A 24,927-nucleotide genomic window follows, 5' to 3' on the forward strand; every position below is an offset into this window, starting at 1 on the left:
TTACTCACCTCTTTTAGCAATACTTTTTGTTTCCGGCCAGTAATCCTCTACTAAATCCAGTACTTTTACGAGGAATTCGTTCCGCCTGCTTTCCAATTCAGCAATAGAAACATCACCGGCATGTGATTCACAGCCTTCGATAACCCTTTCTTTCAACGCATCGGTCAGTTCTGGTGCAATCAGTTTTGTCCACGGCTGCTTCAATGCCGGTCCGAATTGCTCAAGCATATGGCGCATTCCTTGTTCTCCACCGGCCAGATGGAACGTCATAAACGGCCCCATTTGTGCCCAGCGCAGACCTGCTCCATATATGATGGCGGCATCCACTTCCTCCGTTGTGGCCACTCCGTCATTCACCATGTGAAGTGCTTCGCGCCACAATGCTTCCATCAAGCGGTCGGCTAAATGACCCTCGATTTCTTTCCGTATGACCAATGGCTTCATTTGGATAGCAGCATAAACTTCTTTCGCTGCATCGATTGTTGCCTGACTGGTGGCTTTTCCGCCGACCAATTCCACTAACGGTAAAATATATACCGGGTTGAATGGATGAGCGACAACGAGGCGTTCAGGATGCTGCAAACCTTCCTGCAAGGTCGATGGCATAATGCCGGAAGTACTCGAACCGATAATCGCATCTGTTTTGGCATGCCGATCAATGCTTGCCAAAACACTTTTTTTCAGTTCTTCCCGTTCAGGAACGTTTTCTTGAATCAAGTCTGCTTCTGCAACTGCTTCTTCGATGGTAGGCACAAAGCGCAAGCGGTCAATGGTTGCCCCTTCAGCCAAACCGATTTCCTCCAGTGACGGCCATGCCAATTCCACTGCGCGGCGTGTTTTCTCTTCCGCGCCTTCGGCTGGATCAAACGCTACAACCTCGTGACCGTTAGCCAAGAAGCGGGCAACCCAACCGTTACCGATCACTCCGGTACCAATGACTGCGAACTTTTTAGGTGCTATTGTTGTCTTATTCATGATTTATCTCCCTCCGTTCGGGTTTCTCAATCCGTACTGCTCACGGGCTTCTTGTGGTGTCATTACTTCCATTCCGTTCCCATGCAGCATAGTGATTGCCTTTTCGACAAGCTGGTCGTTACGGGCAAAAACTCCTTTGCTTAAATACAGATTGTCTTCCAATCCTACGCGGATATTGCCGCCTAGCATCGCTGCTTGAGCAGCGATCGGAAGTTGCATTCTGCCAATGCCAAATGCGGACCAATGAGCATTTTCCGGCAATCGATTTTTCATGTACGCCATGGTTTCGATATCGGCTTCTGCTCCCCAAGGAATACCCAGGCAAAATTGAAACATTGGATCACCGTCAATCAGCCCTTCACTTATCAGCTGTTTAGCAAAACGAAGGTGACCGGTGTCAAAGCATTCCAGTTCCGGCTTCACTCCACTGTCCTGAACCAGTTTTGCCTGTTGGCGGAGCCAGTCTGTCGGACTAAGGTAAACCATGTTGCCAAAATTTGTACTGCCGCAGTCCAACGTGCACATTTCCGGGAGCAGTTCTCCTACGGGTTCGTGTCTCTCTGCCGGGGTTTGCATATCGGTTCCGTTCCCTCCGGCTGCCGGTGTGTCAAGGCTAGGGATGAAGTCTCCGCCCCCACCCGAAGTAATGTTGATGATCACATCTGTTTCCGACTCGCGGATACGATCTACAATTTCTCGATAATGCTCGACATCATGACTGATTCCTCCGTTTTCCGGATCACGAGCATGGACATGCGCCACTGTGGCTCCGGCTTTCGCGGAAGCAATGGCTGCTTCTGCAATTTCTTTCGGTGTAACAGGTACATGCTTGCTTTTTTTCGTCGTATCACCTGCGCCGGTAACGGCTGCAGTCAATAGAACTTTATTCATGAAGGATTCCTCCCAAACGTAGTTTTCGATTTTTACTATACTGTCCGGACGGTTTAAAACACGATTTAAACTATACCATCCAGACGGTTATCTTTCAAACCGATCATCCATACGTAAGGGGTTTCATATAATTTTTTCATAGAAAAATTTCTGCTCAATCCCTTGTCAGGATTGGGATGAAGGAGAGGGAAGAAATTTTTGAAATTTGTTTTGATTGGTCGAAATACGCAGAAGGAGAGAAAGACTTCAGGAAGCGTTAGATGTAAAGAACCTGGCGGACGATGAAAAACTTAATCCAAGAACGAATAAATACAGGATAGGCCGTGTTAGGAAAGGAACTTTTAATGGGGGCTTCTCTTATGAAAAGCGCGACTATAAAAATTCGCGGATATCTGGAGCGGAAGGAAACACAAATCAACAAAAGAATAAAAAAAGCGGGCGACCTCATTCGTTCGCCCACTCCAATAGTGTCTTGTAAACCTCTGCTTTTTTCTCCGGCTCGATATGATAAATATCAAACAACTCCGCCAGCCAAATACCATCTGAAGCAAGACGGATGATGGTTGCCTTTACAGGATCAAGTCCATCCTCTTCTATCTCTTGCTGCCATTCAGCATACAGCTCCCGGATGGGATCAAGCAGTTTTTCATTGACTGCTTTTGCTGCCAGCAATCCGGCGTTCATATCTTTATTTTGATATACTTGATTAAACGTGACGTTTACATAGGCACGCACCCACTGCCCTTTTTCTTCCGGGTCCATTTCTGCATTGTTAGCTATTTTCTCCCGATAGTTATTGGTCAAATGTTCAACCATCCCTTCTACCAGGGCTTCCTTGGAAGGAAAATGGTACAATAATCCTCCCTTACTGATACCTGCTTCCTCCGCTACAGCTTCCAGAGTCAGGTTAAATATCCCTCGCTCGCTGACGATTTTGGATGCAGCAGTAAGTATTTCTACTTTTCTAGAATGTCTGCCCATGAAACTCTCCTCTTGCTTATCAGATTTTATGCCATTTACTATACTACCTGGACGGTTCGGTTTCAAATAAATTTTATGAAGCAACTCAAATTTCCTCCTTGCCAAAAACGCTAACACCCCTATCTACGATGCCTTTCGCTAAAGAGGAAAATTCTTTCATTTTCAAATGCCAAGAGCCGATTCGATAAATGCTTCCAATCGTTTTTGAAATTCAGCGGTGGCAGCCGCGTAAGCATCCGTATGCCCCGCCCCCGGTACAATCCATAACTGTTTTTCACTATCGGCCGCTTCGTACAGGCGATGCGCCATTTCGGTTGGCACGAGTTCATCTTGGTCTCCATGTATAATAAATAACGGCCGGGTATTGTCTTTGACCTGCTCGATCGCCGAGGCCTCCCCGAACCAGTAACCAGCCCGAAGTTTAGTCATCCCGCTGGTGAGAGATATCAAGGGAAAAGCAGGAAGATGGTACAGGTGCCGAAGTTGATGGGATAATTCTTCGCTTGCATCCGTGTATCCACTATCCGCGATGATCCCCTTCACTTGAGAAGGCAAATCTTCTCCACTGGTCATCAAAACTGATGCCGCTCCCATCGAATTTCCATGTAAAAAAATGCTTTTCATTTTATAGTCATCGATCAGTCGTTGAATCCACCCCTTAATGTCCAGGCGATCGTGCCAGCCATAACCGATATAATCTCCTTGACTTTCCCCATGTCCCCGGGCATCCGGCATAAGAAGCGAAAATCCATGATCATAATAAAATTTGGCCAGATCACCCATTTGCTGACCATAACCCCGGTAGCCATGTGCGAGGATAACCGCTTTACCCGAAGCTTGAGGATGTTGCAAATAATAAGCGCGCAGTTTCAATCCATCATGGGATGTCATTTCGATTTCTGCCAGGCTCTGGACGGAAAACCAGTCCTGTGCTTCGGCAAGTAATTCCTGATCCGTTTCGCTGTTTGGCAGCTCCACAGGTTCTTCACTATAAAGTTCTACTTGTTCCCCACGCTTTATGCCTTGGTTATAAAAGTAATTACTGGCTCCAATGAGCAGCACAGCGAGTAAAAAAACTACACTGCCAGCAATCCAAGCTATCTTCTTTTTCATTCCATCCCCTCTTTTGTCTGTTTCTTCTATCATTATAGCGAAAATAATTTGGAAGCGCAGTCATTTTCTTCTTTCCAAGAAAAATGGAAAAACTATTGTTTTCCAGAACGATTTGGTGTATGGTTAATGACAATCAATCTCAAAATTTAATCATTGCTTATCAAGAGAGGTTAAGGGACTGGCCCGAAGACGCCTCAGCAACCAGCCTGAACGGCATGGTGCTAAATCCAGTAGACATCCGTGTCTAGCAGATAAGGAGAATGTGAATGAAAAGAGCCTTCTTCTTAGAAGGCTCTTTTTTGTTTTGAGATCGCTTCTAAACAGATAAAGAAGATTTCCCCTTTTCTTTCGTTCTGTTTTACGAATGGGGGGCTTAGTGTTTCAAGGAATATCATCGAACCGAAATCGTCCTCAGGCTCATAATTATGGTGCAGGAGCGGCAGGCTGGCGATTGTTCAAAGAAAGAGATCGAGCAAATCCCTCTTTACGAAAAAGCAACAATGCTGAGAAAATTATTTTCAATCACTATTTGAAAGGAAGATTTTTATGGAAAAAAAGCAATTTGATCAAGCTGTAAACGTGCTTCAGAACCCGCCTTTTAAAGGAGATCATGTCGGCAGTCTGCTGCGTCCGGAAAGGCTTAAACAGGCACGTTTGCAACATCAAAATGGAGAAATTACGACAGAAGAACTTCGATACGTGGAAGACGAAGAGATTATCCGGGTAGTGGAAAAACAAAAGGAAGCAGGCCTTCAAGCTGTGACAGACGGAGAATTCCGCCGTTCCTGGTGGCACTTCGACTTTCTGGAACAACTCGATGGGGTGGAAGGTTACGTGCCGGAAAGCGGGATTCAATTCCATGGCACAAAAACAAAAGCACGCGGAATTAAAATCACAGGAAAAGTCGGTTTCAGCGGGCACCCTATGGTCCAAGATTATAAATTTTTACATAGCATCGCCGGGGATCATACCGCCAAGATGACGATACCAAGTCCGAATATGCTGTATTTCCGCGGAAAACTGGAGTACCCCCCTTATGAAGACCAGGAAGTGTTTTTCACTGACTTAACCCATGCTTACAAAAAAGCGATCAAAACTTTTTATGATGCCGGCTGCCGTTATTTACAACTCGATGATACTTCCTGGTCGTTGTTTTTCTCGGAAGACGGACGCGCGCGTATACGGGAAAACGGCCAGAATCCAGACGAACTCAGCCGCTTTTGTGCCCGATGTATCAACGAATCGATTGCCGACAAACCAGATGATCTGACAATCACCATGCACATTTGTCGTGGAAACTATCAGTCCACCTGGGCCGCCTCCGGTGGTTATGACGCTGTGTCGGAAATCATTTTCGGCGGTCTGGATGTAGACGGTCTGTTTCTTGAATACGATGACGACCGTTCCGGAGGATTCGAGCCGCTTCGTTTTGTCAATCGTTCAGATTTGCAAATTGTCTTGGGACTGGTCACATCCAAACACGGTAACTTGGAAGACAAAACGTTCATCAAAAAACGGATTCGACAAGCAGCAGAGCATGTAGACAAAAATCAGTTATGCTTGAGTCCGCAATGTGGGTTTGCTTCCACAGAAGAAGGAAACCTGCTGACGGAAGAAGAACAATGGGCGAAATTGCGACACGTCGTAAACATTGCCGATGAAGTATGGAATAGCTGACAACAGAGACTGCCTGCTAGCGCAAAAGCCGTAACCCATTTAAAATAACCAGGATCGTACTGCCTTCATGGCCGATTACTCCTAGAGGCAAGTCGAGAACCTGTATGAAATTGGTCATGATCAATAACAGAATGACTGTGACAGAAAAGAAAACATTTTGTTTAACGATTCTGTTCATTCGACCGGAAAGCGACACGGCGTCGGCGATCTTGCTTAAATCATTTTTCATCAAGACGATATCTGATGTTTCCAAGGCTACATCTGTACCTGCCCCCATGGCTATCCCCACATCAGCCGTAGCCAGGGCGGGTGCATCATTGATGCCGTCACCGACCATGCCGACTGTTCCATACCGGTCTTTCAATCGGTCGATATACGTTAACTTCTCATCAGGCAGGCATCCTGCCGCATAATCATCGATTCCACATTCCGCTGCTATTGCTGCAGCGGTTTTTTCGTTGTCCCCGGTCAGCATAACGGTCGTAATGCCATTTTTCTGCAAGGTGTTTAGTGCTGCCGCTGTTTCCTTCCTGACCGTATCCTTTAGGGCTATCACCGCAGCAATGCCTCGCTCGTCGGCAGCAAAAACAACCGTCTTTCCCTCCGCTGCCAGACTGTCGGCGATACCTTTCCGGAATCCCGCTGCCTCTTCCCTTCCGACGAAGTCGGCACTGCCGATTTTCCAACTCGTTTCTTCCAATACTGCCTTTATACCATGGCCGCGTTCTTCTGTGACCTGTTCCGGCAGAGAAGTGGCATGCCCTTTTTTTGATTCTGCATACCTTACAATAGATTGAGCCAAAGGATGATTCGAGTTCGCTTCTATCTGCCGGATGTTTTCTAGAATGCTGACATCGTCGTCACGGAAATAGGCATCGGTGACGTGAGGTTTCCCTTCTGTCAGGGTACCTGTCTTGTCGAAAGCTATTGCCTTCAAACGGGACAATTTTTCCAAATGGATGCCGCCTTTAAACAGAATGCCGTGGCGGGCACCATTGGAAATCGATGAAAGCATCGCAGGCATGATGGAAGCGACCAATGCACACGGTGATGCTACTACCAGTAGCACCATCGCACGATAAATTGCTTCCTGCCAGCTCCAACCAATGATAAAAGGAGGAATCGTCATCATTAATAGAACAGCGATCAGGACCGCTTTCACATAAGTACCTTCAAACCGCTCTATAAAAAGCTGGGATGGCGACTTTTCACTTTGAGCGGACTGGACTAGATAGATGATTTTTTGGAATAGCGTCTTATCAACAGGCTTGCTGACTTCCACCGTAATGGTGCCATTCATATTGATTGTACCCGCAAATACGTTGTCGCCTTGCTGTTTTCCGACCGGAAATGCTTCACCAGTTATCGCCGATTCATCCAATGAAGTGTTTCCTCTGCTTATTTTTCCATCAGCCGGTACCCTTTCGCCTGCTTTGATGAGAACAAGATCACCCACTGCCAACTCTGATACTGCTACTGCCATTTCTTTTCCGTTTACAAGCCGTACCGCTGACTGAGGCTGCAAATCCATCAAGCCTGAAAGCTCCTTTTGACTTTTATTCATCGTATAAGTCTCCAGGGCCCCACTCAAAGCAAAGATGAAAATCAAAATGGCTCCTTCTGTCCAGTAACCAATTGCCGCTGAACCTATTGCAGCAAACACCATCAGCATTTCGACATTCAACTTCCTGTCCTGAATGGTTTCAGTCAAGCCTTCCTTCGCTTTTGCATATCCGCCAATCAGAAATGCCGCAAGATGAAGAAAGATAAACATTGGCTCTGTTATTCTCTCCTCCAACGACCAGGCAATCAACACCAGAAATCCACTGCTGATGGCTGCAACAAGTTCACCATGATTTTTCAAACCATCAACCAATTTGCTGATGGGAGTAGACGCTGTTTTTTCTTTAGCCGTCCCTGCCTGAACAACTTCGGAGCTCATCTCCACCACTTCCTCTCTCTTTACAGGATTTATTATTTTATAATTATTATTATCTAACTAATATTATAAATTAAAACGAGAGGAAATCAAGCTTAAACGCTCATTTCTTTATCTTGTGCTTATCACAACTGCTTGTTCACTACCTAGTTTATTTAGATTAAATAACAAGAGTTCGGGCTCTACTGTTCACAATCCAACTAAAAAAGCTGCCTGCAGCATTTTTGCTGCAGACAGCTCACACGGCAATTTTCAAAGAAAAAATCAACCAACCTTTCTTTTTCTTTATTAATCAATCCTGTTACTTTTTAGGCAAATATGCCATCCTATTAACTGAAGTATATCTCCATTATTCAGCGCAAATGATTCAGTTTAATTGCATCCACAATCAAAGAAATGAATCCCAACTGTCCATCTGTTCCGTTTCCTGGGTATGAATCCATCTTGGATTGTTACGATAAATTCCTGCGCCGATCACAACCATCACTTCTTGATCCCTTCTACTCACTAAGCTCCCCCTTTGTAAATGGTTACGTTACTCCAGTTTTGTTTCCATGCCTTGTTTTCCATCCGTTGGTCAAATACCTTTAGCAGCTCTTTATCGAGAAACTTTGGCGTTGGTTTCACTTCAAGGTTTAATAAATCCTCTATTCCATGCGGAGCGGAAAGGACCATATCTCCAAGCTCGTTGATTTTCACCCCGATTGCTGTTGCAGTTTCCGGAAAGTTGGCCATTGCATCCACCGAAGACGTATAGGGAGGAAGTCCATTGATTAGATGCATCCGCGCCTGATTTTTCACCGACCATGGCAGACCGGGAAGAACGAGTGATAACTGTTGCTCCAATTGCTTCTCGTACGCTTCTTCCGGGTGCTCTGGGTCAAAGAAAATTACATCTATATCGGAAAGCGGTGTTCTCCTATTAAATTGATGCAACGTGTCCCAAATTTTCGCCCGGACAAATCCGGCACACACCCACCAATCCGGCAAATGAAGTGTTGCAGCTGCATGGATGACTTCCATCATCCAGCTATCTTCCTCTATCAAACGGATGATATCGCCTTCTGTCTTCATCACTATTTCCCCTTTCCTTTCAGCATAGCCTCGGTGGTTTCGACAAGAAGATCAGGCCTGTCAAGATGAATGGCGTAACTGGCAGTTCTTTGCATCAATAACCTTTTTCATTTCTTCAACGTTTTCCACCATGCCAAATTGTTTCTTCACCTTACTTGTAAGAAACAGCTGCCACTTAAACGATACTCTTACAGTTCCCTGTATTGATCACCATTCTTTACAATGATGCCAACACCATTCGCTTCTCCGCTTTCAATGTATTCTTTCATCCGGGAAGTGTCTATCTCGGCCTCCAAATCCACCCATCTTTCTTCGTTACCCTGCAATGTTATCGAATAAGGAGCACGATTATTCATCAAGGAAACCATCGGCGGACGGTCAAATGGCGGTTCAGTAAATGTCAGCTGATAGGTTACAGGGTCACTGCTGTAATTGACGAAAAAAAGCTCGCACTTTCCTGACAAGTGCGTCTTATCCAGCATTTCAAATTCGCACTTGCTCCGCTCTTTTTCATAATCCAGTGCATAAATCCCCGTAGCCATTGTTCGTTGAAAAGCATGGATAAAAAACGGCGGAGTGAATATCAGGATAACAATGGTCAGCAAGATGAATCGGATTTCGTACTTTTTTAAAGAATTGCTCAAGAAAAACAAACTGCTTGCGAACAAAACCAATAGCAATATTCCTAAATAATGAATCCCTGTGGAAGACCTGGCCGTTAAACCCAGATTAGAAATCAGCACTTCGCCCAAAGGCATATCGTGAGGGAAAGACAAATTCAGAAAATAGACAATCAAGAACAATATCAGTGACAGGATGAAAAACTTTTTTCGGACAATCAAAACCAGACCTCCCCGACTTGATGTCTGTGCGAGCATAGGGATCAGCACCTGCCATTTTGTATTTCTTACCAAAACGGAATAGCAAACTTCCTTATTTAATATTTTTCTGTTTTCCCTATTGAAAACCCTGCGAACAGCCTCCCTCCATACGGCTCCATGACACGGTCGACCAGCTCGATGACCTTTTCTTTCCTGTTATCACGATAAAAGGTTTCAAAAGCCATAATAAAGCACTCAGTAAAAGCTGGGTCATATTGCCGCAAGGCGCGTACGGTCCATTTAGAAGCACCGACCCATTGTCCATTCACGCGCAAGTAAAATTCACTTGTCAACTGAGCTAGCGTGTTGGCAATCAGCAAATCTTCCTCGCGAAGCGTACTACCGATGAAATCGTCCAGTGCATCGGTCAAAAAGTATCTCTTCCGTTCTAAATCTTCCTCCGTCCAAGGATTTGGGCCAGCTGCCAAAAGCTCTGCTGCTTCTTTTTTAATCGAACCTACCAAGCTGCAACTGTCTTTCAAAATGATTCCTTCTGTAACCATACGGGGCAAGGATGGCCTGGCACGCTCTATATCCTGTTGGAAAAATGCCTTATAAGTATGAAAATTATGTACAAAAGCCTCGATCGGCCAACCAAACTCCATAAACGATTCTCGAAATGAACCAGAATAGCGGGAATCGAAAATCACGATATCCAAATCGGAAGCTGATGTTGCTTCCCCTCTGACAACACTGCCCGCCAACAATGCTCCCTCGCAATGAGTAAAGTACTTCCCGATAAAATTTTTTGCCGCGGTCACAGCGGTCTGCTTCGTTTTTGCCTCCATGTGAATACCTCTCCTCTTCATTCAATCAACGTCACAAGAAAAAGACCAATTAAAGGCTAGCAAATCCTTTTCCACAATCGGATCTCCACCAATTTCCACACATTGATTGGCTGCATTATTGATTTGTAAGTGATTCATGACGGAAGTAGAAAGCAAAAGTAAGATGCCGAGGGAAAGCGCTAATCCGGCTAAAAGATAAACCATTTTTCTTTCAACAGTTCTAGGTTGTTTTTTCATTAACATCCTCCATTTTCTAGTCGTATGTCTGTCCCGTTGTTTTTGCCGTCCAGGTGGTTATTGGAAATTTCTGATAAGATAAGGCTACCATAACCGGGCTTTTCCGGAAACCTTTCATTTTAGAAAAGCAAGAACATGGACGCTTGATATAGAGGAGACGTATGGTCATAAATGAAACAGAATGACAAATGTTAAGGAAGCGGACAGACTGTTTTTCCTGCAACATAAAAGGGTATAACCAAAAAGAAATCAAATGGAAACCTACAAGGAGGCAATAGATATGGATGAATTAAGTAAACAAACTCCCCTGTCTGACGGCATTCCTACCCAGCAGCAATCCCGCCAGCCAGGATTGGAGTCAGAAATGGATCCGAAGCCGATTTATGAGGTGGAAAGCCATGTTGGCAGCGGAAAACTGAAAGACCGTGTTGCACTGATAACTGGAGGCGACAGCGGAATCGGCAAAGCTGTCGCTATTGGGTATGCAAAAGAAGGGGCCCATGTGGCCATTGCCTATTTAGATGAACATAAAGATGCCGAAGCCACCAAACAACGTATTGAACAAGAAGGGGTTACATGCACGCTCCATCCGGGGGATATTGGGGACGAGAATTTTTGCAACCAACTTGTCGAAGATGTTGTCAATCAGCACGGGAAACTGGATATCGTCGTGAACAATGCCGCCCGGCAGGAAGTGAAACAAAACGTGCGTGATATCACTCCTGCGCAATTGCGCAGGACGTTCGACGTCAACTTTTTCTCTATGTTCTACATCACACAGGCGGCCATACCGCATTTAAACACTGGCAGTGCGATTATTAATACCGCTTCGATCAATGCTTATGTCGGCAACAAACAACTGGTCGATTATACATCCACCAAAGGAGCGATAGTCGCTTTCACTCGTTCGATTGCACAAGAGCTCGCACCACAAGGCATCCGTGTGAACGGGGTAGCACCAGGTCCAATCTGGACACCGCTGATTCCAGCGACTATACCTGAGGACCAAATAAGCGAATTTGGATCAAGTACTCCACTCGGGCGCCCGGGACAGCCAGCAGATCATGTAGGCAGCTATATCCTGCTCGCTTCGGACGAAGGGGCCTATATGACCGGACAATTCGTCCATATCAATGGCGGGATGTACACTTCATCATAATCGGAAGTTGTTATTCACACTAAATATAAACTGCGACATAGTTTGGGCGCGTCTTCCTGAACTTACTTTTGTTGAGTTGGAATTCGACGCTGCGAAAATACCCTGCGCTTTCCGCGGGCGGCTGGTGAGCTTCCTCGAGCTAACGCTCTGCGGGATCTCACCGAGGCCTTTCCTCCCGCAGGACAAGGAAGGCTGCGGCAGCGATGCATCGCACGAAGAAAATTGTTTTGTATTTTCGAGGAGTCTTCGGGTATTTTCTTCGCTAGGAACAGCTTTCTGTTTAGAAACGCCTCGAAATTTTTATTCATGGTACTCTATGCACCGTATCATCAAAAGACATTGCCAGGGAACAAGCAGAAAGTCCAAGAACAGGATAATAAATGGAACTTCAACTATCTATTTATGAAAAGAAGTACACATTTCCTGACAAAAGCTTTTAAGATGGCTTGTTGGGACTCAAAGAAAAAGTCTCTAGGTTTGCGATAACACCATGCTTCTTAGCGTAGGTAGCATGCGTAGACTCCAGCGGGAACAGCGCGAGCTGAAGATCCACTAGGTAAAGCGGTTTTCTTTACCTAGTTAGCTGAAGCCGTGCCCGCGGAAAGCGAAGTATACTGCCGAAGCGGTGGTTAGCACGCTTTTTGAATAGGCAACGGAGCTTCCCATTACAGTTATGTCGCAGTTTCTATCAACGATGTCGGTTATCCTGTAGTAAGAAAGTGGAAAGTGAAAAATCCCCTGTCACAAAGACAGGGGATTTCTTTCATTCAAAAAGCCAGCCCTATGAAGGACTGCCTGTTCCATATCATGTTTAGAGCCACATTTGCCGTAACCTCTCGTAATAAAGTTTTAAACCACCACTCCTCAAAGTGGGTGTTCGCAGAACCCTTCCTGTCTTCCTCTATCGTGGAGGCTTGACATTCCACATTCAATTTAAAACTCCCTATTACAGTTTAAAGGTTAAAACTTATTATCATTACGAACAACGTAGCTTGTATTCATATAATACAGCAGCATAGCAGAAATTGCAATAACATTGTTTACCAATTTCCGTTTATTTGCTTCCCTCTTTTTTTAGACGCTCATACTTCTTTTGTTGCAAGATAACAATCAATTGATCCAATTGTTCACTGCATCTCAACACTTCTGCACTCGCAATTCCTTTTACTTGAGCTAAATCGTATAGCTCCTTGCGCTTTTTATCTATTTTCGTTTGCATTTCCCCAATCGTTGCCTCATATTTGCGCATATGTAAAACCATCCTCCGGGAAAGTCTATTATGACATTATCTCAGTTTATTGTGGCAAAAGAATGGAAAATTCACGCATAATGTTACAAATTCCCAACACTTGTCTATCTAAGTGCTTTACTCCGATTCTTTCCGTAAGCGGGACGCCAGCCGTCAGTGAAAAGCGAAGGGGCATTTCGCAGCGCCGCCTGAACCCTGCATTTATAAAACATGGACGGCTTTTGCCGTCCATCCTCTTTTAACGTTTCCCGTTCATCCAGCTTGCGCCTTCTTCCATATGAACGAACGGAATGTCAGTATTTACTTCCCCATGTATCCGCTGTTTAGGATAATCTTCCCCATCCAGCCATTCTTTTACGTCTATTTCTGTCGGCTCCTGATCTCCCCCCAATGCAAACCACGCTTTCATCTCCCGGGGGAAATAGGCAGATGTATGGATAGTACCCGCCCAGTTGCGGTACTGATCGGAAAATACCCCCTTATCCGAGTCATTCATCAGTCTGAAAGCATCATACCCGTTTTTAAAAGCTTGTCTTTCTCCGTCAATGATTCCCTTTCTGCGTTCCGAATCCACCAAATAGTTACGGTTTTCCTGTTTCATGATTTCAAAATGATTCGTGCAAACATTGGATTGACGTACTTCCACCCCTCTGGGAGAAGCCTCTACGATAAATGTTTCTCCACCGGCATCATAGACGATATAACTAAACGAATGGCGATGCGGAATCTCCTTCAACATTGCGACTGCTTCCTTCACATTCTTGCATGATTCGAGTACGAGTCTTCCAATCATGGCACATATAAAACCATCACCGGGTTTTTTACGATGCATGAAATTGTAGCCAAGCACCAGCCCCTTTTCGTTCATCCCATCGGGACGCCCGGTTATCCTCTGTGAAGGTCCGACGATCGCATACCCTCCATCGGTCGGCTGGAACATAACATACCGCCCTTCGTACGTTTTAGGATGATAATCATAGTTCCGGACAAGATAATTGTCCCCCGTCACAATCGAGCAGCCCGATTTTTCATATTCAACCCGATAGCCGCCAAACTCCATCAATACCCGTTCCATCGGCCAATCCAAAGCATCCCGTAGTCCCTGCAGTTCCTTCCACACACCCGGTGAAAATCGGGTGATTGCTTGTTCTGCCTCTTTTCTATCCACTGTAAAACGCGGTTTCCTTACCTTCCATTGCTTTTCACGGTTTTGGACGGTCAAGGAACCCTTCAGTTCTTCTCCTTGCTTCCGGCCGAACTCATAATGAGTGCCACGGTATTGGATGATGTTACTGTAGATTTGTTTCATCTGCTGCTCCCTCTTTATCTGCTATTTATTCCATAAGGATAACGGAAACTAGCAAAACGAGAAAAGGAAAAAGGATTGATTAACCAATAAGACAATTTACAGATATCAGTCTTCCTCATAAGGACTTCTGTCAAAAATCGTCTGATCCTGTTCAGTGATCCATTCCAGTTCATGCTGGCTGCTTCTCTCTTCTGCTTCCATTTTCGCTTCCATCGACAGATAATCGTAGATATCATAATCTTCTTCGCTTTCAGGCTCATACCTTCTTGGCTTGGAGGGCTTGGTGAATACTTCATAGACCTTCTTCAACTTTTCACCACACGAAGGACAAGCGAACTCATCAAACAAATACTTGGTTTTGTTGAATATGCCGACCTCTACAGGAATATGTCTTCCTTGGATATACGGACTGTATTGTTTTAAATGGTCCTCCATAAGGAAATGCCGGGGCAATGGGTAATAAAACGCGCAGCAGTTCTGGCAATATCGCTCATTAAGCCCTGCAGTATAAACGACATCCAAGGTACGGTTAAACAATAAGAAATACTCGGTTTGATTGCTGTTCCTCAGCTTATTTTGCTTTTGCAACTGGTCTTTGGCCAGCACGCCCTCGGTAAAGCTCGAACAAACGCTGTAACGAAGCCGCCCCGACTGATACTTCCCGCCAAATGCCGGAAAAACATAATGGTGGACAGCAATGTAAGGATCTTCCTTATCTGTGTCCAGTGGAACAATCGCTTTACGACACAAGTGGTCTTCAGCTTTGTTTTCCGTCCACCATTTCCTGTATTCATGCTCTAGTTTATCTTTCAGGACTGTTTCGTCTCCGTTTTTTTCCACCCATTGAACATGATTGCCACAGAGGAGCAACCCCACATAGGTTTTGCCCTCCTCCGGCCCTGTTCCCCGAAGGTGTTCCTTTAACTCAGGCAGCTGTAAATAATCAGCCGTTATTTCTTTTACATCAGGAAAATCCAGATTGGAAATGTACAAGGTTTGGATTGTTTGTTCAGTACATTCTCTGGCAGATACTATTTTATGTCGATAATCAGAATTGTTTTCATATAGCCAACGTTGCACCTGTTCGCTGTCCAGGCAGTCGAACTGGTGATTGACATCATCCACCCTATGTTGTATTTCTTCCGTACTCGGCGTCTGTATCGTATCTTTCTCGTGTCCTATGTAAAACCGGACAGCTTTCAGGTTGCTGACAATCTTCCCCAGGTTTTCCTGTATCACGGGTACCAGACGACCATTCATCCCCGGGCCTTCCAGCTCAAAATCATCTTTCAGAAAAAGTTCGCCAAATGGTGTTCTGGAAGGAGGAAACACCTCCATTCCAGCAATGATGAGAAAATCATCTTTTATTCCCAGCTGCCCAATGTTTTCTGTGACATTCCCGTTTCGAAAATCAATTACCTTGATGCTTTGCTTCTGTAAATTTTTCATGACTGCTCTCCCGTATTCATTCTCATGCTTTTCACCTATTTTACCATACCGACATCCTTGCCAGGTATTGTACGAGCTATAAGGGCAAAGTTTTCAATAAGGGCACAAGATATGATAAGATTCATCCTAGTTAACGAATAATCATTCAAAGCAAAAGGAGAATCACATGAACGACTACAAGGTTTTGTTTTTAGACATTGATGGCACAATTCTGCGTCCTGATCATACCATCCAAGACTCCACCAGACAGGCAGTGCTCGAGGTCAAAGAAAAAGGCGTGGAAGTTTTCCTGGCAACTGGCCGTCCACTCCATGAAATCGCTGATATCGCCACGGAGCTCGACATCCATTCCTTTATCGGTTATAACGGCGCTTTTGCCATCTACCGGGATGAGGTAATTGTCGATGAACCGCTGAAAGCAGATACGGTTCGAAAATTCACTGAAACGGCCAGCCGCCATGGACATGAAATGGTGCTTTATACTAGTGAAAGAAATTACTACACCTCGATGGAAGCAGAGGTCGTAAAACGATTCATCGATGTTTTCGAATTAAAGAAAAACGCACTGTTCGGACCGGAAGTGATCGATGATATTTTGGGTGTCACCCTAATGAAACTTTCGAAAACAGATCCCTCTCTTTACAAAGTTGAAGATGACATTGATTTTTCTCAAGTGAACGTAAGCGGACTTGACCACTGCTATGATGTTATCAGAGACAGTGTCAATAAAGGAAAAGCCGTGGCCAAGTTACTCGATAGACTGCAAATCCCGAAAGAAAGCGCGATTGCTTTTGGCGATGGCATGAATGACAAGCAGTTAATGCAGGCAGTCGGCGAAGGGTTTGCCATGGGAAATGCCCACCCTGACCTTTTCCAATATGCCAAGCATCGGACAACGACTGTAGAAGATTCCGGCATTTATAAAGGCCTGCAAAGCTTGGGACTGATAAAATAAGGAAATTGAAGGTGTGGTAAGCTTTTCCCCAAAAAGGGAGCGGTCCGTCTGTTCACGACGATCCGCTCCCTTGTTTTATGTCACGCATGTTCAATCTTTATGGACGGACTTGACCCTTCCAACCTGTCCATCTTCCAAACGGACTTTGATCCCGTGCGGATGCTCGCTTGAATTGGTTAGAATATCCCGCACAACCCCTTTGGTCAAATTTCCGGACCGCTGGTCTTTCTTCAGCACAATATCTACTGAGTCTCCCGGGTTAATAGCACTTCGTTTCCTTCCATCCATCAAAGTCACTCCTTCCAGTATTGCTGTTAGCATCTTACCATTAAAAGCCTGTCGTTTCCATGAAAACCTTATCATTTTCATTCTCTGAAATTTTTTGATTTTTACCAATTAAAATACATTGACAAACATTTATCAGCCAATTATGATAGAATCTATCTTACTTACAAATTACATATCTAATAAATCTTATCCAGAGTGACCGAGGGACCAGGCCTGTCGACGTCACAGCAACCTTCCTTGCGGAGTGGTGCTACCTCCTGCAGAATGGTGATTCATTCTGAAAGATAAGGATTGAATAGTATTTCTTCCCTCTTTCTGAATGAAAGAGGTTTTTTTATTTTTGTACGATGTTTGGGGGGGAACAGGATGATTACAATTGAAAATGTAAGTAAGATGTTCAAAACAAAAGCTGGTTTAGTGACCGGCGTTGATGAAGTTTCCCTGGACATCAGAAAAGGGGAAATTTACGGCATCGTCGGTTACAGCGGAGCCGGAAAAAGCACATTGCTCCGCTGCATGAATATTTTGGAGCGCCCGACTACCGGCAAAGTATGGATCGACAATGTTGATCTGTTGAGCTTATCCAGCAAGGAACTTCGGGAAGCGAGACAATCGATCGGGATGATTTTTCAGGGATTTTACCTGGTTTCATCAAAAACAGTCTTCGAAAATGTCGCTTTTGCCTTAAAAGCTGCCGGAGTCCCAAAATCCAAACGGAAAAATCGCGTCTTGGAATTGCTTGAATTAGTCGGTTTGCGCGAGAAAGCGAACGACTATCCGGCTCAATTGAGCGGCGGCCAAAAACAGCGGGTAAGCATCGCCCGGGCACTCGCGAACAACCCGAAGGTCCTGCTTTGTGATGAAGCCACTTCCGCACTCGATCCAGGTACGACGAAATCGATATTGAAATTATTGAAAAAAATCAATCAGCAGTTTGGAATTACGATTGTCATCATTACCCATGAAATGGAAGTTGTCAAAGAAATCTGCAACCGTTGTGCGGTCATGCAGGAGGGACGCGTGATCGAAGAAGGATCTACATATGAAATTTTCGCCAATCCGACCGAGCCGCTCACCAAAGCGTTCATTCAAACTGTCCTTAGCTTTGAGCTGCCGGCCAAATTATTGGAAAACTGCACCGGAACCTTGATGCGCCTCCAATTCCGTGGTGACATCGCCGGTGAAGCCGTTGTTTCCGATATGCTGCAGACTTTCTCGGTACGCGGGAATATCCTGCACGGGAAAGTCGAATACATCGGCGAAACACCACTCGGCATTTTCATTATGGAAATGACCGGTGAACGATCCGAAGTAGACAAAGCGGTTGCTTACTTAAAAGAGCGTGTCAATCAGCTGGAGGTGATTCAGCATGCTTGATCGGATTATCGAACTTTTGCCGGAGTTGAATACAGCTTTTTTGGAAACGATGCTGATGGTGGGGATAAGTCTGCTGGTGGCCGTTCTTATTGGCTTGCCGATGGGGATTTTGCTATACGTCACCGACAAAGGACTTTTTCTGGAAAACAAATTTGTAAAACTGGTTGTCGGAATCATTGTTAATTTAATCCGCTCGATCCCATTTATTATTTTACTTGTTTTCCTGATTCCATTTACGAAGCTGCTGACCAATACAACTATCGGGCCACTGGCTGCATCCGTTTCCTTATCGGTGGCCGCCATTCCGTTCTATGCCCGTATTGTCGAATCGGCCGCCAGAGAAATCGATAAAGGTGTTATCGAAGCTGCTGTTGCAGTCGGAGCTTCCCCATGGATGATTATCAAAGATATCATTTTCCCGGAAGCAAAGCCCGGTTTGATCAGTGGCTTGACCATCACAGCCATCAGCCTTATCGGTTACTCGGCGATGGCGGGAACCGTCGGCGGCGGAGGTATCGGCGACTTGGCTATCCGGTATGGCTATTACCGCTATGACGATACCGTCATGTTCACTACCGTTATCGTATTGATCGTATTGGTCCAATTTGTGCAGTATCTCGGTGACTTCATCGCAAAGGCGGTCAACAAGCGCTGAGAAAATATAAAAAGTTTATCAACGAAGAATGAGGGGGAACGAAAATGAAAAAATTATTAACCTTGCTGACGATTTTATTGCTAACAGTGTTGGCTGCATGCGGCTCAGATGAAGATGACACCGCCAGTAATGGAGAAGGAAGCGACAGCGGCAAAAAAGAGATAACCTTCGGAGCAACTACCGGGCCTTACAGCGACATGGTAAACAAAGCCATCGCTCCACTCCTTGAAGAAAAAGGCTACACAGTGGAAAACAAGGAATTCACCGACTATATTCAGCCGAATAATTCTCTGGCAAACGGCGATTTGGACGCCAACCTGTTCCAGCATAAAATTTACATGGAAGCTTTTGCAGAAGAAAATAACATGGATTTATCCGAAGTGATCATTGTACCGACAGCACCGATGGGTCTCTACTCCAACACTTTCGATAGTATAGATGCTATCGAAGACGGCAGTACCATTGTCATCGCCAATGATCCAACAAACTTGGCGAGAACTCTGGTCATGCTTCAGGATGAAGGATTGATTACGATCAGCGAAGACGTCGATCCTTTACGTGCTTCCGTAGACGACATCGCCGAAAATCCTAAGAACCTGAAATTTCAGGAAATCGAAGCCGGTCAGCTTCCACGAGCCGTGGAAAGTGAAGACTTGGCAGCCGTACCTGGGAACTACGCTCTGGCAGCCGATATTGATTTGCTGGATGCCCTGGCGCTAGAAGATATGCCGGACGATTACCGAAACCGGGTAGTGGTGAATACTGAAGATCTTGACAAACAATATGTCAAAGATATCAAAGAAGTAGTAGAATCGGATGAATTTGAACAGATTATCGATGAAGAATTCCAAGGCTTTGGAAAACCGGAGTGGATGAAAGAAGATTAAAAGAAAAGCATCGTGACCAACCAATAACCGAACGATATTCGAACTGCCAAGCACTCGGATTCGTTCGGTTATTTTTATTTTCCTATAAGGGGGAGCCCCTTAGATAGATTTCCTGTTATGCGGCTGTTTGATGGCCGCTTCGCATTGTAGCGGGTACTGCTCCTTTCTTTACTGGCAGTATCTTACGCCAAAATGGAAGGTTGGCAGTTTTCATCGGATTCCGAATACTTTTTCATCCATATGTAAAAGGGCAATGGCACACTGCCGTTGCCCTTTCCCTCTACCGTTCAGCATCTTTCCTGGATGGAGGAGTGAGAAGCTGGCTTATATTGTCCGTTTTAGATACCAAGGGCAGCCAAAACAGCAATTAATAGAATAATTGGTGTAAATACTACAAACCAGAAAAACAACAATAGGATTGCAGCTACGATAGCCATGCCATATCACCTCTATTCTATTAAAAAGTTTTTCGGTGAGGCCTCACATTAACAACCTATGAAATTTTAAAAGCTTGGTATAGACGAAAAAGCCATTCCCGCGCGGAATTACGTAAAAATAGTCAAGTGAACCGTCCAGTCAGGGGGACTAACATCTATTTTCAAAAAAGGCTGTTTCTACTAGACATTCACACGGACGAAACCATTCCCGCTACGTAATTATGTATAGAAAGTATAATTGAAGGATGGTGAAATAATGGCAAAAAGCACTCTTTTTTTCGAAACAACTTCCGCTGGTTACAGACAAATCACAGATCCGGAAAAACAACGTGCAATGTTGAAAGAAGAAACCGATAACAGCGAGGCATCAGAAGCGGTATTGGTCGACTCCGGATTTTTTCTGGACCGGTTGAAAGCGGAATGGCAGGCAAAACGGCTCAACACCGATTCATTGGAAAAACTGCAGGGCTTCTATCAGGCGCTCAATACACCTCAAGTAAGAAACGGACTGCGTCAGGCCTTTCAATATGTGCGAACTCACTTTCCGAAAAACTTTTTGAATGGAGTGGTAGGACAAATGGCAAACAAAGACCTGGGTGAACTGCTGAAAAGCTTCACTTCTAGTGGAGACAGCAGCAAAATGATGGAAAAAGTGCTAAATGATCCGGAGCTTTCCAAACAGGCTTTCGGAGCGATGAAAGACATGCTGAATGACGAGGAAAAGTTCAAGTCGATGACCAAGATGTTAAGTGATATGATGGATGACGAAAGCAAGGAAAACTAGTTTTCACCCCTCTTATCTGCTGGCAATTATAAAAAATGGTTGTATATTCTAGTAGAAACATACTAGCAAACCAGCATTCCCTCCATAAGCTATATTATGAAAGGGGGGAATCAATCATGTTACCAGAAGTAAGCAATCACCGCGCAAAGCTGAAAGAATTGCATGAATCGATACAGGCGAAGAAGCAACGCCTTACCAGCTCAGCGGCCAGCAGAAAAACTAGCTTGAACAGCCTACGCGAACGTGCGGCAGGAGTCGTTCAGGCAGTGAAAAAACAACAGTAGGTATCGGGATTCACAGGCGTTCTCCAATTTTAGTCTCCTTTCTATTATATAAAGGCGAAAAGGCTAGCTCGGGATACTTTCCTTTTCGTCTTTTTTTGCTTTATTCGCTAGATTTCCCCTAACAGGAAAATTGGCGTATAATGGCAGGGTACTATACCCGAAAGGATCGAATACCATGTCAGAAAGAAAACAGTCCGGAAAACTGGCCGGACTTCATACCTTAGTCGCACTTTTACTTCTATTTTTAGCATCTGTTTTTCAATCGGTATCACCGTTCACTTATCTAGCCATATTTTTCTTTTACCTGGGGCTTGTGAATTTGGTAAGCCACTCCAAAACGCTGGTGCCCGTGATCGGAAGTTTGATCATCGGAATTTTTGTATACTTGATTGGTGTATGGATATAGAACTATATTGTATGGTTCCATCGACAATTCTATTTTCAAATATATTGCAGAGACAGAGGCTGAGGTTTTTCGCATGAAAGTTATGTTGAAAAGAATAATCGCTCAACATGGGAAGTGCTTCTTTTCTCCGTGATTCGATCACTCTTATCGACTCTTACCAAGAAATGGGAGTGTCTTCTTCTAAAAAAGCGTCCCTATAGAAAGGAACACTTTTTGCTTACAGTTTTTTTAATGCCTCTGGAATTTCGTCTTCTCCTTCTATTAAATCAAAGGACTTATGATACGTGTTTTTTTGTTCGAGAGAAGTGACAATCACGTCTGCCACATCGCCCCGACTGATGGAGCCTCTTTCGACGTCTTCAGCAGCCTGCACTTTCCCGGTCGGCTCTTCGTGTGTCAATCCGCCCGGACGGACAATGGTATAAGTTAAACCACTGTTGCACAAGTGCTCATCCGCCTCCCCTTTCATTTGCAAATAATAGCCGAACGGCCCTTCAGCTACATCGGGCTGGTCAGCGAAAATCGAACTCAACATAACAAAACGGTCGACACCTTGTTTTTTCGCCGTATCGATTAAGTTGATTGCTCCGTCACGATCGACATCTTTGGTCTTTTCCGGTCCTGTTTTCGAACCGGAACCCGCTGCAAAGATGACAGCGTCCATCCCTGTTACAAGATCGGATAAATCTTTTTCCAAATCTCCGGTTACAACATGAGCGCCTATATTTTTAAGACGGGGAGCCTGTTGTTCATCGCGTACCATCCCGTACGCTTCATGTCCACGTTCCACCAAGTATTGCAAAATCAGGCGTCCGGTATGTCCATTGGCACCTGCAACTAATACTTTCATGAGATCAACTCTCCTTTTTATCGGTTTTGGCACGTCATTCAAATTCTTACCCCTCCACAAAAAGAAGGCATACGTTCCATACTCAACTATTTTTCCCCAAATACACAATCGGTAAAACCGACAAGGGTTTTCCGGCATTCATGTAAGCAGATTAAACACGAATAATGGTCGGCGACTATCAGGCTGTTTTCTCAAAAAGAATCGTCACCCATTCATTGGCCTGCCGTTTTTCCTTAATGGAAAATCCCTTCTTCTGAAAATCAGCGACGACACTATCTGCATTCCATTCGACAATGCCGGAAATGAGAAATTCACTGCTTTTTTCAGGCAAAAGATGTCTATCCATTATTTTTATTGTTTCCTCTGCCCCAATATTGATGATGATCAGATCGTAATGTTCTTTTATTCGATAGTCACCTGTTAGCAGATCTCCCTTTACCACCTGCAACGGCTGCTGCAAATCATTCAGCTCGGCATTCAAGCGAATTTCTCTTTCCACCGGTTCATAATCGACAGCGGTCAGTGAACCAGCACCTTTCAACCCAGCCGCAACAGACAATACGCCGGAACCAGTTCCCAAATCCAGTATCGTCCGACCGGATAAATCCTTTGACAACAGGATGCGCAAACAGTCCTGTGTTGTCTCATGAAGGCCGGTCCCGAATGCAGCCTGCGGTTCAAATTTCAGTACTTGCTTGTCTGGATACTTAGCCTCGTTACCCGAATAACAGAGGATCCAGCCATTTCCCAAATCTATATCTGCGAAGGCAGTATCCCACTGCTGCTCGTCCACTTCCCGATGAAGGATGGCTTCTTTCGGCACCTCCAATGCCTGCTCTATCCGCTTGAAATAAGCTTCCGGAAGACCGGGAACACTGTCCTCTTCTGCATACACTTTCAACTCGGCATACTTTTGTTCGATTTCGCGATAATCATAACCATTGTCGACCTGAAAAATTTCAATCGGAGGCTCATAATATAGATTGTAAACACCGAACGCATTTAATTTTTCAATTGCCTGATCGAGACTGTCTGTCGCAATCCGTACTACAAATTCATGTAACATAGTCAAATTCCTTTCCTTTCCAACTTCTATTTAAAGTATACGGACTTCTTTCCCGGCTTTTCAACCACCCTGACTTCCTTGAACTTCACAAAAATTTTTCTATAAAAAAGGAAGGAAAACTGATACACTATAATACGGCAATTCTATCAGAAAAATTGATTTTAGGAGTGTTATTTTGCGAAATGCAATCATATATATCCCCATGTTTCTGACAGCGGTCATGGCTGGCTGTCAACCGAGTTCCACCGCCGAAACCCACTCGGAGGATGATCAAATAGAAAGTCAGCTGGAACTCTCTGTAGATGCTGCGAAGCCGGAACAACGCAGTGAAAAGGAAGAAGAAAAGTTGACAAAAGAATTGAATGACTTATACAAAATGGAGGAATTCGGATGGGGCAATTCCGGGCTCCCTAGCATGGAATTCGGACTGGGATCTATCCATTTTCAAAAATTAAACCGTTCAAGTAATGATAGGGAAGCGGATGGGCTGACAACCTTTTTCATGGATATCCGTGAAAAAAATGAAAATACTGTGCTGGGTGATATCGTCAAAGCTCCTGAAGACCGTCCGGAATGGAAAGGAAAAGCTGCCAGTCTGGAAAAAATCGACGAGACCACTGCAGTGCTGACCATTGACGGTGCAGCTTCCTATACGTTTACTGCTTTCGATAACCAAGAGCTGGGTATGTTGTATGGGGACTGGAAAGAAACAGAGTCGGGTGAAACAATCACTTTTACAAAAGGGCTAACTAGCAACCTTCATATTACCACCAATAATCAAGAGCAAGTCCTAGCCGTGAACGATCGTTCTGAGAACACATTCTCCGGTGTACTGCTGTACCGACCAGAGGAAAACGGGAAAACAACCATCTCCACTGAAGTAGGTTTAGAAATTATCGATCAAACCCATATAGTGGTACATAGCCAGGAAGGTGACTATGAGTTGGAAAAAGAGCAGTAAGGCTGGACAAATGCATAGTGACTAAGATAAAAACCGCGCGAATTCGTTTAGCATTCAGAATTCGCGCGGTTTTATTTTGGCCGCCATGCACTACCTTTTCTATCTTGGATGCTGGTTATGATCCTTTGATCTTTTTGACCAACAACCATTCCTTGTAAGGCAAGCTGGGCACTGTTGTCGTGCATCCGGACTGCTTCGCTCACACTATGTATTGACTCCCCTTTTTCTCTCTTATCTGATAACAATGTAACATAA

25 protein-coding genes, 1 other RNA gene and 2 riboswitches are annotated in these 24,927 nt (G+C 44.7%); of the genes, 10 read left to right on the top strand and 16 right to left on the bottom strand.

The genetic code is table 11. From position 1 onward, the window contains the following. The 4 genes from ABVF09_RS02630 to ABVF09_RS02645 all read right to left on the bottom strand — a co-directional run bounded on the left by ABVF09_RS02630 (position 1) and on the right by ABVF09_RS02645 (position 3,960). Complete coding sequence (locus tag ABVF09_RS02630; protein WP_026571960.1) at positions 1-975, bottom strand: L-carnitine dehydrogenase; 975 nt, start codon at positions 973-975, stop codon at positions 1-3. A 3-nt stretch (positions 976-978) separates the two neighbouring features. Beyond that, entirely contained in the window at positions 979-1,866 is an 888-nt protein-coding gene (locus tag ABVF09_RS02635; RefSeq protein WP_371068561.1) for a beta-keto acid cleavage family enzyme, read from the bottom strand. A 444-nt stretch (positions 1,867-2,310) separates the two neighbouring features. Then, positions 2,311-2,847 (bottom strand): TetR/AcrR family transcriptional regulator, encoded by a 537-nt coding sequence (locus ABVF09_RS02640; RefSeq protein WP_026571962.1) that lies wholly within the window; start codon positions 2,845-2,847, stop codon positions 2,311-2,313. A gap of 162 nt (positions 2,848-3,009) precedes the next feature. Beyond that, positions 3,010-3,960, bottom strand: coding sequence for an alpha/beta hydrolase (locus tag ABVF09_RS02645; protein ID WP_026571963.1), 951 nt, complete (start codon positions 3,958-3,960; stop codon positions 3,010-3,012). 154 nt (positions 3,961-4,114) lie between these two features. After that, a riboswitch (SAM riboswitch) is annotated at positions 4,115-4,218 on the top strand. Positions 4,219-4,506: 288 nt separating this feature from the next. On the opposite strand from ABVF09_RS02645, the gene ABVF09_RS02650 reads away from it, so the two are divergent. Further along, a complete protein-coding gene (locus tag ABVF09_RS02650) occupies positions 4,507-5,637 on the top strand; it encodes a 5-methyltetrahydropteroyltriglutamate--homocysteine S-methyltransferase (RefSeq protein WP_371068562.1) in 1,131 nt (376 codons plus the stop codon). Between the two features lie 16 nt (positions 5,638-5,653). On the opposite strand, the gene ABVF09_RS02655 is transcribed toward ABVF09_RS02650, so the two are convergent. The 5 genes from ABVF09_RS02655 to ABVF09_RS02675 form a co-directional block, all read right to left on the bottom strand. After that, positions 5,654-7,579 (bottom strand): heavy metal translocating P-type ATPase, encoded by a 1,926-nt coding sequence (locus ABVF09_RS02655; RefSeq protein WP_026571966.1) that lies wholly within the window; start codon positions 7,577-7,579, stop codon positions 5,654-5,656. 504 nt (positions 7,580-8,083) lie between these two features. Continuing rightward, entirely contained in the window at positions 8,084-8,656 is a 573-nt protein-coding gene (locus ABVF09_RS02660; protein WP_026571967.1) for a nucleotidyltransferase family protein, read from the bottom strand. A gap of 182 nt (positions 8,657-8,838) precedes the next feature. After that, complete coding sequence (locus ABVF09_RS02665; RefSeq protein ID WP_371068563.1) at positions 8,839-9,492, bottom strand: hypothetical protein; 654 nt, start codon at positions 9,490-9,492, stop codon at positions 8,839-8,841. 95 nt (positions 9,493-9,587) lie between these two features. Then, entirely contained in the window at positions 9,588-10,319 is a 732-nt protein-coding gene (locus tag ABVF09_RS02670) for a nucleotidyltransferase domain-containing protein (RefSeq protein ID WP_371068564.1), read from the bottom strand. A gap of 21 nt (positions 10,320-10,340) precedes the next feature. Next, on the bottom strand, positions 10,341-10,556 hold the full coding sequence (locus tag ABVF09_RS02675; protein WP_026571968.1) for a hypothetical protein: 216 nt from the start codon (positions 10,554-10,556) through the stop codon (positions 10,341-10,343). 280 nt (positions 10,557-10,836) lie between these two features. Here ABVF09_RS02675 and ABVF09_RS02680 point away from each other — a divergent pair, with 280 nt between their 5' ends. After that, entirely contained in the window at positions 10,837-11,715 is an 879-nt protein-coding gene (locus ABVF09_RS02680; RefSeq protein WP_035427598.1) for an SDR family oxidoreductase, read from the top strand. An 810-nt stretch (positions 11,716-12,525) separates the two neighbouring features. Here the strand turns inward: ABVF09_RS02680 and ssrS are convergent. The 4 genes from ssrS to ABVF09_RS02700 all read right to left on the bottom strand — a co-directional run bounded on the left by ssrS (position 12,526) and on the right by ABVF09_RS02700 (position 15,722). Further along, positions 12,526-12,712: non-coding RNA, 6S RNA (ssrS, locus tag ABVF09_RS02685), on the bottom strand. 57 nt (positions 12,713-12,769) lie between these two features. Then, the gene (locus ABVF09_RS02690) at positions 12,770-12,964 is read right to left on the bottom strand and encodes a Spo0E family sporulation regulatory protein-aspartic acid phosphatase (RefSeq protein ID WP_037329074.1); all 195 of its coding nucleotides are present in this window, start codon (positions 12,962-12,964) and stop codon (positions 12,770-12,772) included. A gap of 238 nt (positions 12,965-13,202) precedes the next feature. Then, a complete protein-coding gene (locus ABVF09_RS02695) occupies positions 13,203-14,273 on the bottom strand; it encodes a C45 family autoproteolytic acyltransferase/hydrolase (protein ID WP_371068565.1) in 1,071 nt (356 codons plus the stop codon). Between the two features lie 105 nt (positions 14,274-14,378). Further along, the gene (locus tag ABVF09_RS02700) at positions 14,379-15,722 is read right to left on the bottom strand and encodes a hypothetical protein (RefSeq protein ID WP_371068566.1); all 1,344 of its coding nucleotides are present in this window, start codon (positions 15,720-15,722) and stop codon (positions 14,379-14,381) included. Positions 15,723-15,888: 166 nt separating this feature from the next. Between ABVF09_RS02700 and ABVF09_RS02705 the strand changes: the two genes are divergently transcribed. Then, a complete protein-coding gene (locus ABVF09_RS02705) occupies positions 15,889-16,677 on the top strand; it encodes an HAD family hydrolase (protein ID WP_026571807.1) in 789 nt (262 codons plus the stop codon). Positions 16,678-16,767: 90 nt separating this feature from the next. Here ABVF09_RS02705 and ABVF09_RS02710 read toward each other — a convergent pair whose 3' ends face one another. Beyond that, on the bottom strand, positions 16,768-16,965 hold the full coding sequence (locus ABVF09_RS02710; protein ID WP_026571806.1) for a YwbE family protein: 198 nt from the start codon (positions 16,963-16,965) through the stop codon (positions 16,768-16,770). Positions 16,966-17,148: 183 nt separating this feature from the next. After that, positions 17,149-17,256: riboswitch (SAM riboswitch) on the top strand. Positions 17,257-17,331: 75 nt separating this feature from the next. Between ABVF09_RS02710 and ABVF09_RS02715 the strand changes: the two genes are divergently transcribed. The 6 genes from ABVF09_RS02715 to ABVF09_RS02740 all read left to right on the top strand — a co-directional run bounded on the left by ABVF09_RS02715 (position 17,332) and on the right by ABVF09_RS02740 (position 21,795). Next, a complete protein-coding gene (locus ABVF09_RS02715; protein ID WP_371068567.1) occupies positions 17,332-18,342 on the top strand; it encodes a methionine ABC transporter ATP-binding protein in 1,011 nt (336 codons plus the stop codon). Beyond that, positions 18,335-18,997 carry a methionine ABC transporter permease gene (locus ABVF09_RS02720; RefSeq protein WP_026771567.1) on the top strand — a complete coding sequence of 221 codons (663 nt, stop codon included), beginning with the start codon at positions 18,335-18,337 and terminating at the stop codon, positions 18,995-18,997. The genes ABVF09_RS02715 and ABVF09_RS02720 overlap by 8 nt, the downstream gene beginning before the upstream one ends. Positions 18,998-19,041: 44 nt before the next feature. After that, positions 19,042-19,884 carry a MetQ/NlpA family ABC transporter substrate-binding protein gene (locus ABVF09_RS02725; protein ID WP_026771568.1) on the top strand — a complete coding sequence of 281 codons (843 nt, stop codon included), beginning with the start codon at positions 19,042-19,044 and terminating at the stop codon, positions 19,882-19,884. Between the two features lie 693 nt (positions 19,885-20,577). Further along, positions 20,578-21,105 carry a hypothetical protein gene (locus tag ABVF09_RS02730; protein WP_371068568.1) on the top strand — a complete coding sequence of 176 codons (528 nt, stop codon included), beginning with the start codon at positions 20,578-20,580 and terminating at the stop codon, positions 21,103-21,105. A gap of 116 nt (positions 21,106-21,221) precedes the next feature. Beyond that, positions 21,222-21,389, top strand: a complete 168-nt coding sequence (locus ABVF09_RS02735) for a hypothetical protein (RefSeq protein WP_153462053.1) — start codon at positions 21,222-21,224, stop codon at positions 21,387-21,389. Positions 21,390-21,564: 175 nt separating this feature from the next. After that, complete coding sequence (locus ABVF09_RS02740) at positions 21,565-21,795, top strand: hypothetical protein (protein ID WP_026571801.1); 231 nt, start codon at positions 21,565-21,567, stop codon at positions 21,793-21,795. Between the two features lie 217 nt (positions 21,796-22,012). Here the strand turns inward: ABVF09_RS02740 and ABVF09_RS02745 are convergent, their stop codons facing one another. Beyond that, complete coding sequence (locus tag ABVF09_RS02745) at positions 22,013-22,645, bottom strand: SDR family oxidoreductase (protein ID WP_371068569.1); 633 nt, start codon at positions 22,643-22,645, stop codon at positions 22,013-22,015. 178 nt (positions 22,646-22,823) lie between these two features. After that, positions 22,824-23,711, bottom strand: coding sequence for a 50S ribosomal protein L11 methyltransferase (locus ABVF09_RS02750; protein WP_371068570.1), 888 nt, complete (start codon positions 23,709-23,711; stop codon positions 22,824-22,826). A gap of 175 nt (positions 23,712-23,886) precedes the next feature. Between ABVF09_RS02750 and ABVF09_RS02755 the strand changes: the two genes are divergently transcribed. Beyond that, positions 23,887-24,672 (top strand): hypothetical protein, encoded by a 786-nt coding sequence (locus tag ABVF09_RS02755; protein WP_026571798.1) that lies wholly within the window; start codon positions 23,887-23,889, stop codon positions 24,670-24,672. Positions 24,673-24,927: the final 255 nt, after the last annotated feature.

The sequence above is a fragment of the Sediminibacillus sp. JSM 1682029 genome, assembly GCF_041366435.1.
GTDB classification, from domain to species: domain Bacteria; phylum Bacillota; class Bacilli; order Bacillales; family Amphibacillaceae; genus Sediminibacillus; species Sediminibacillus terrae.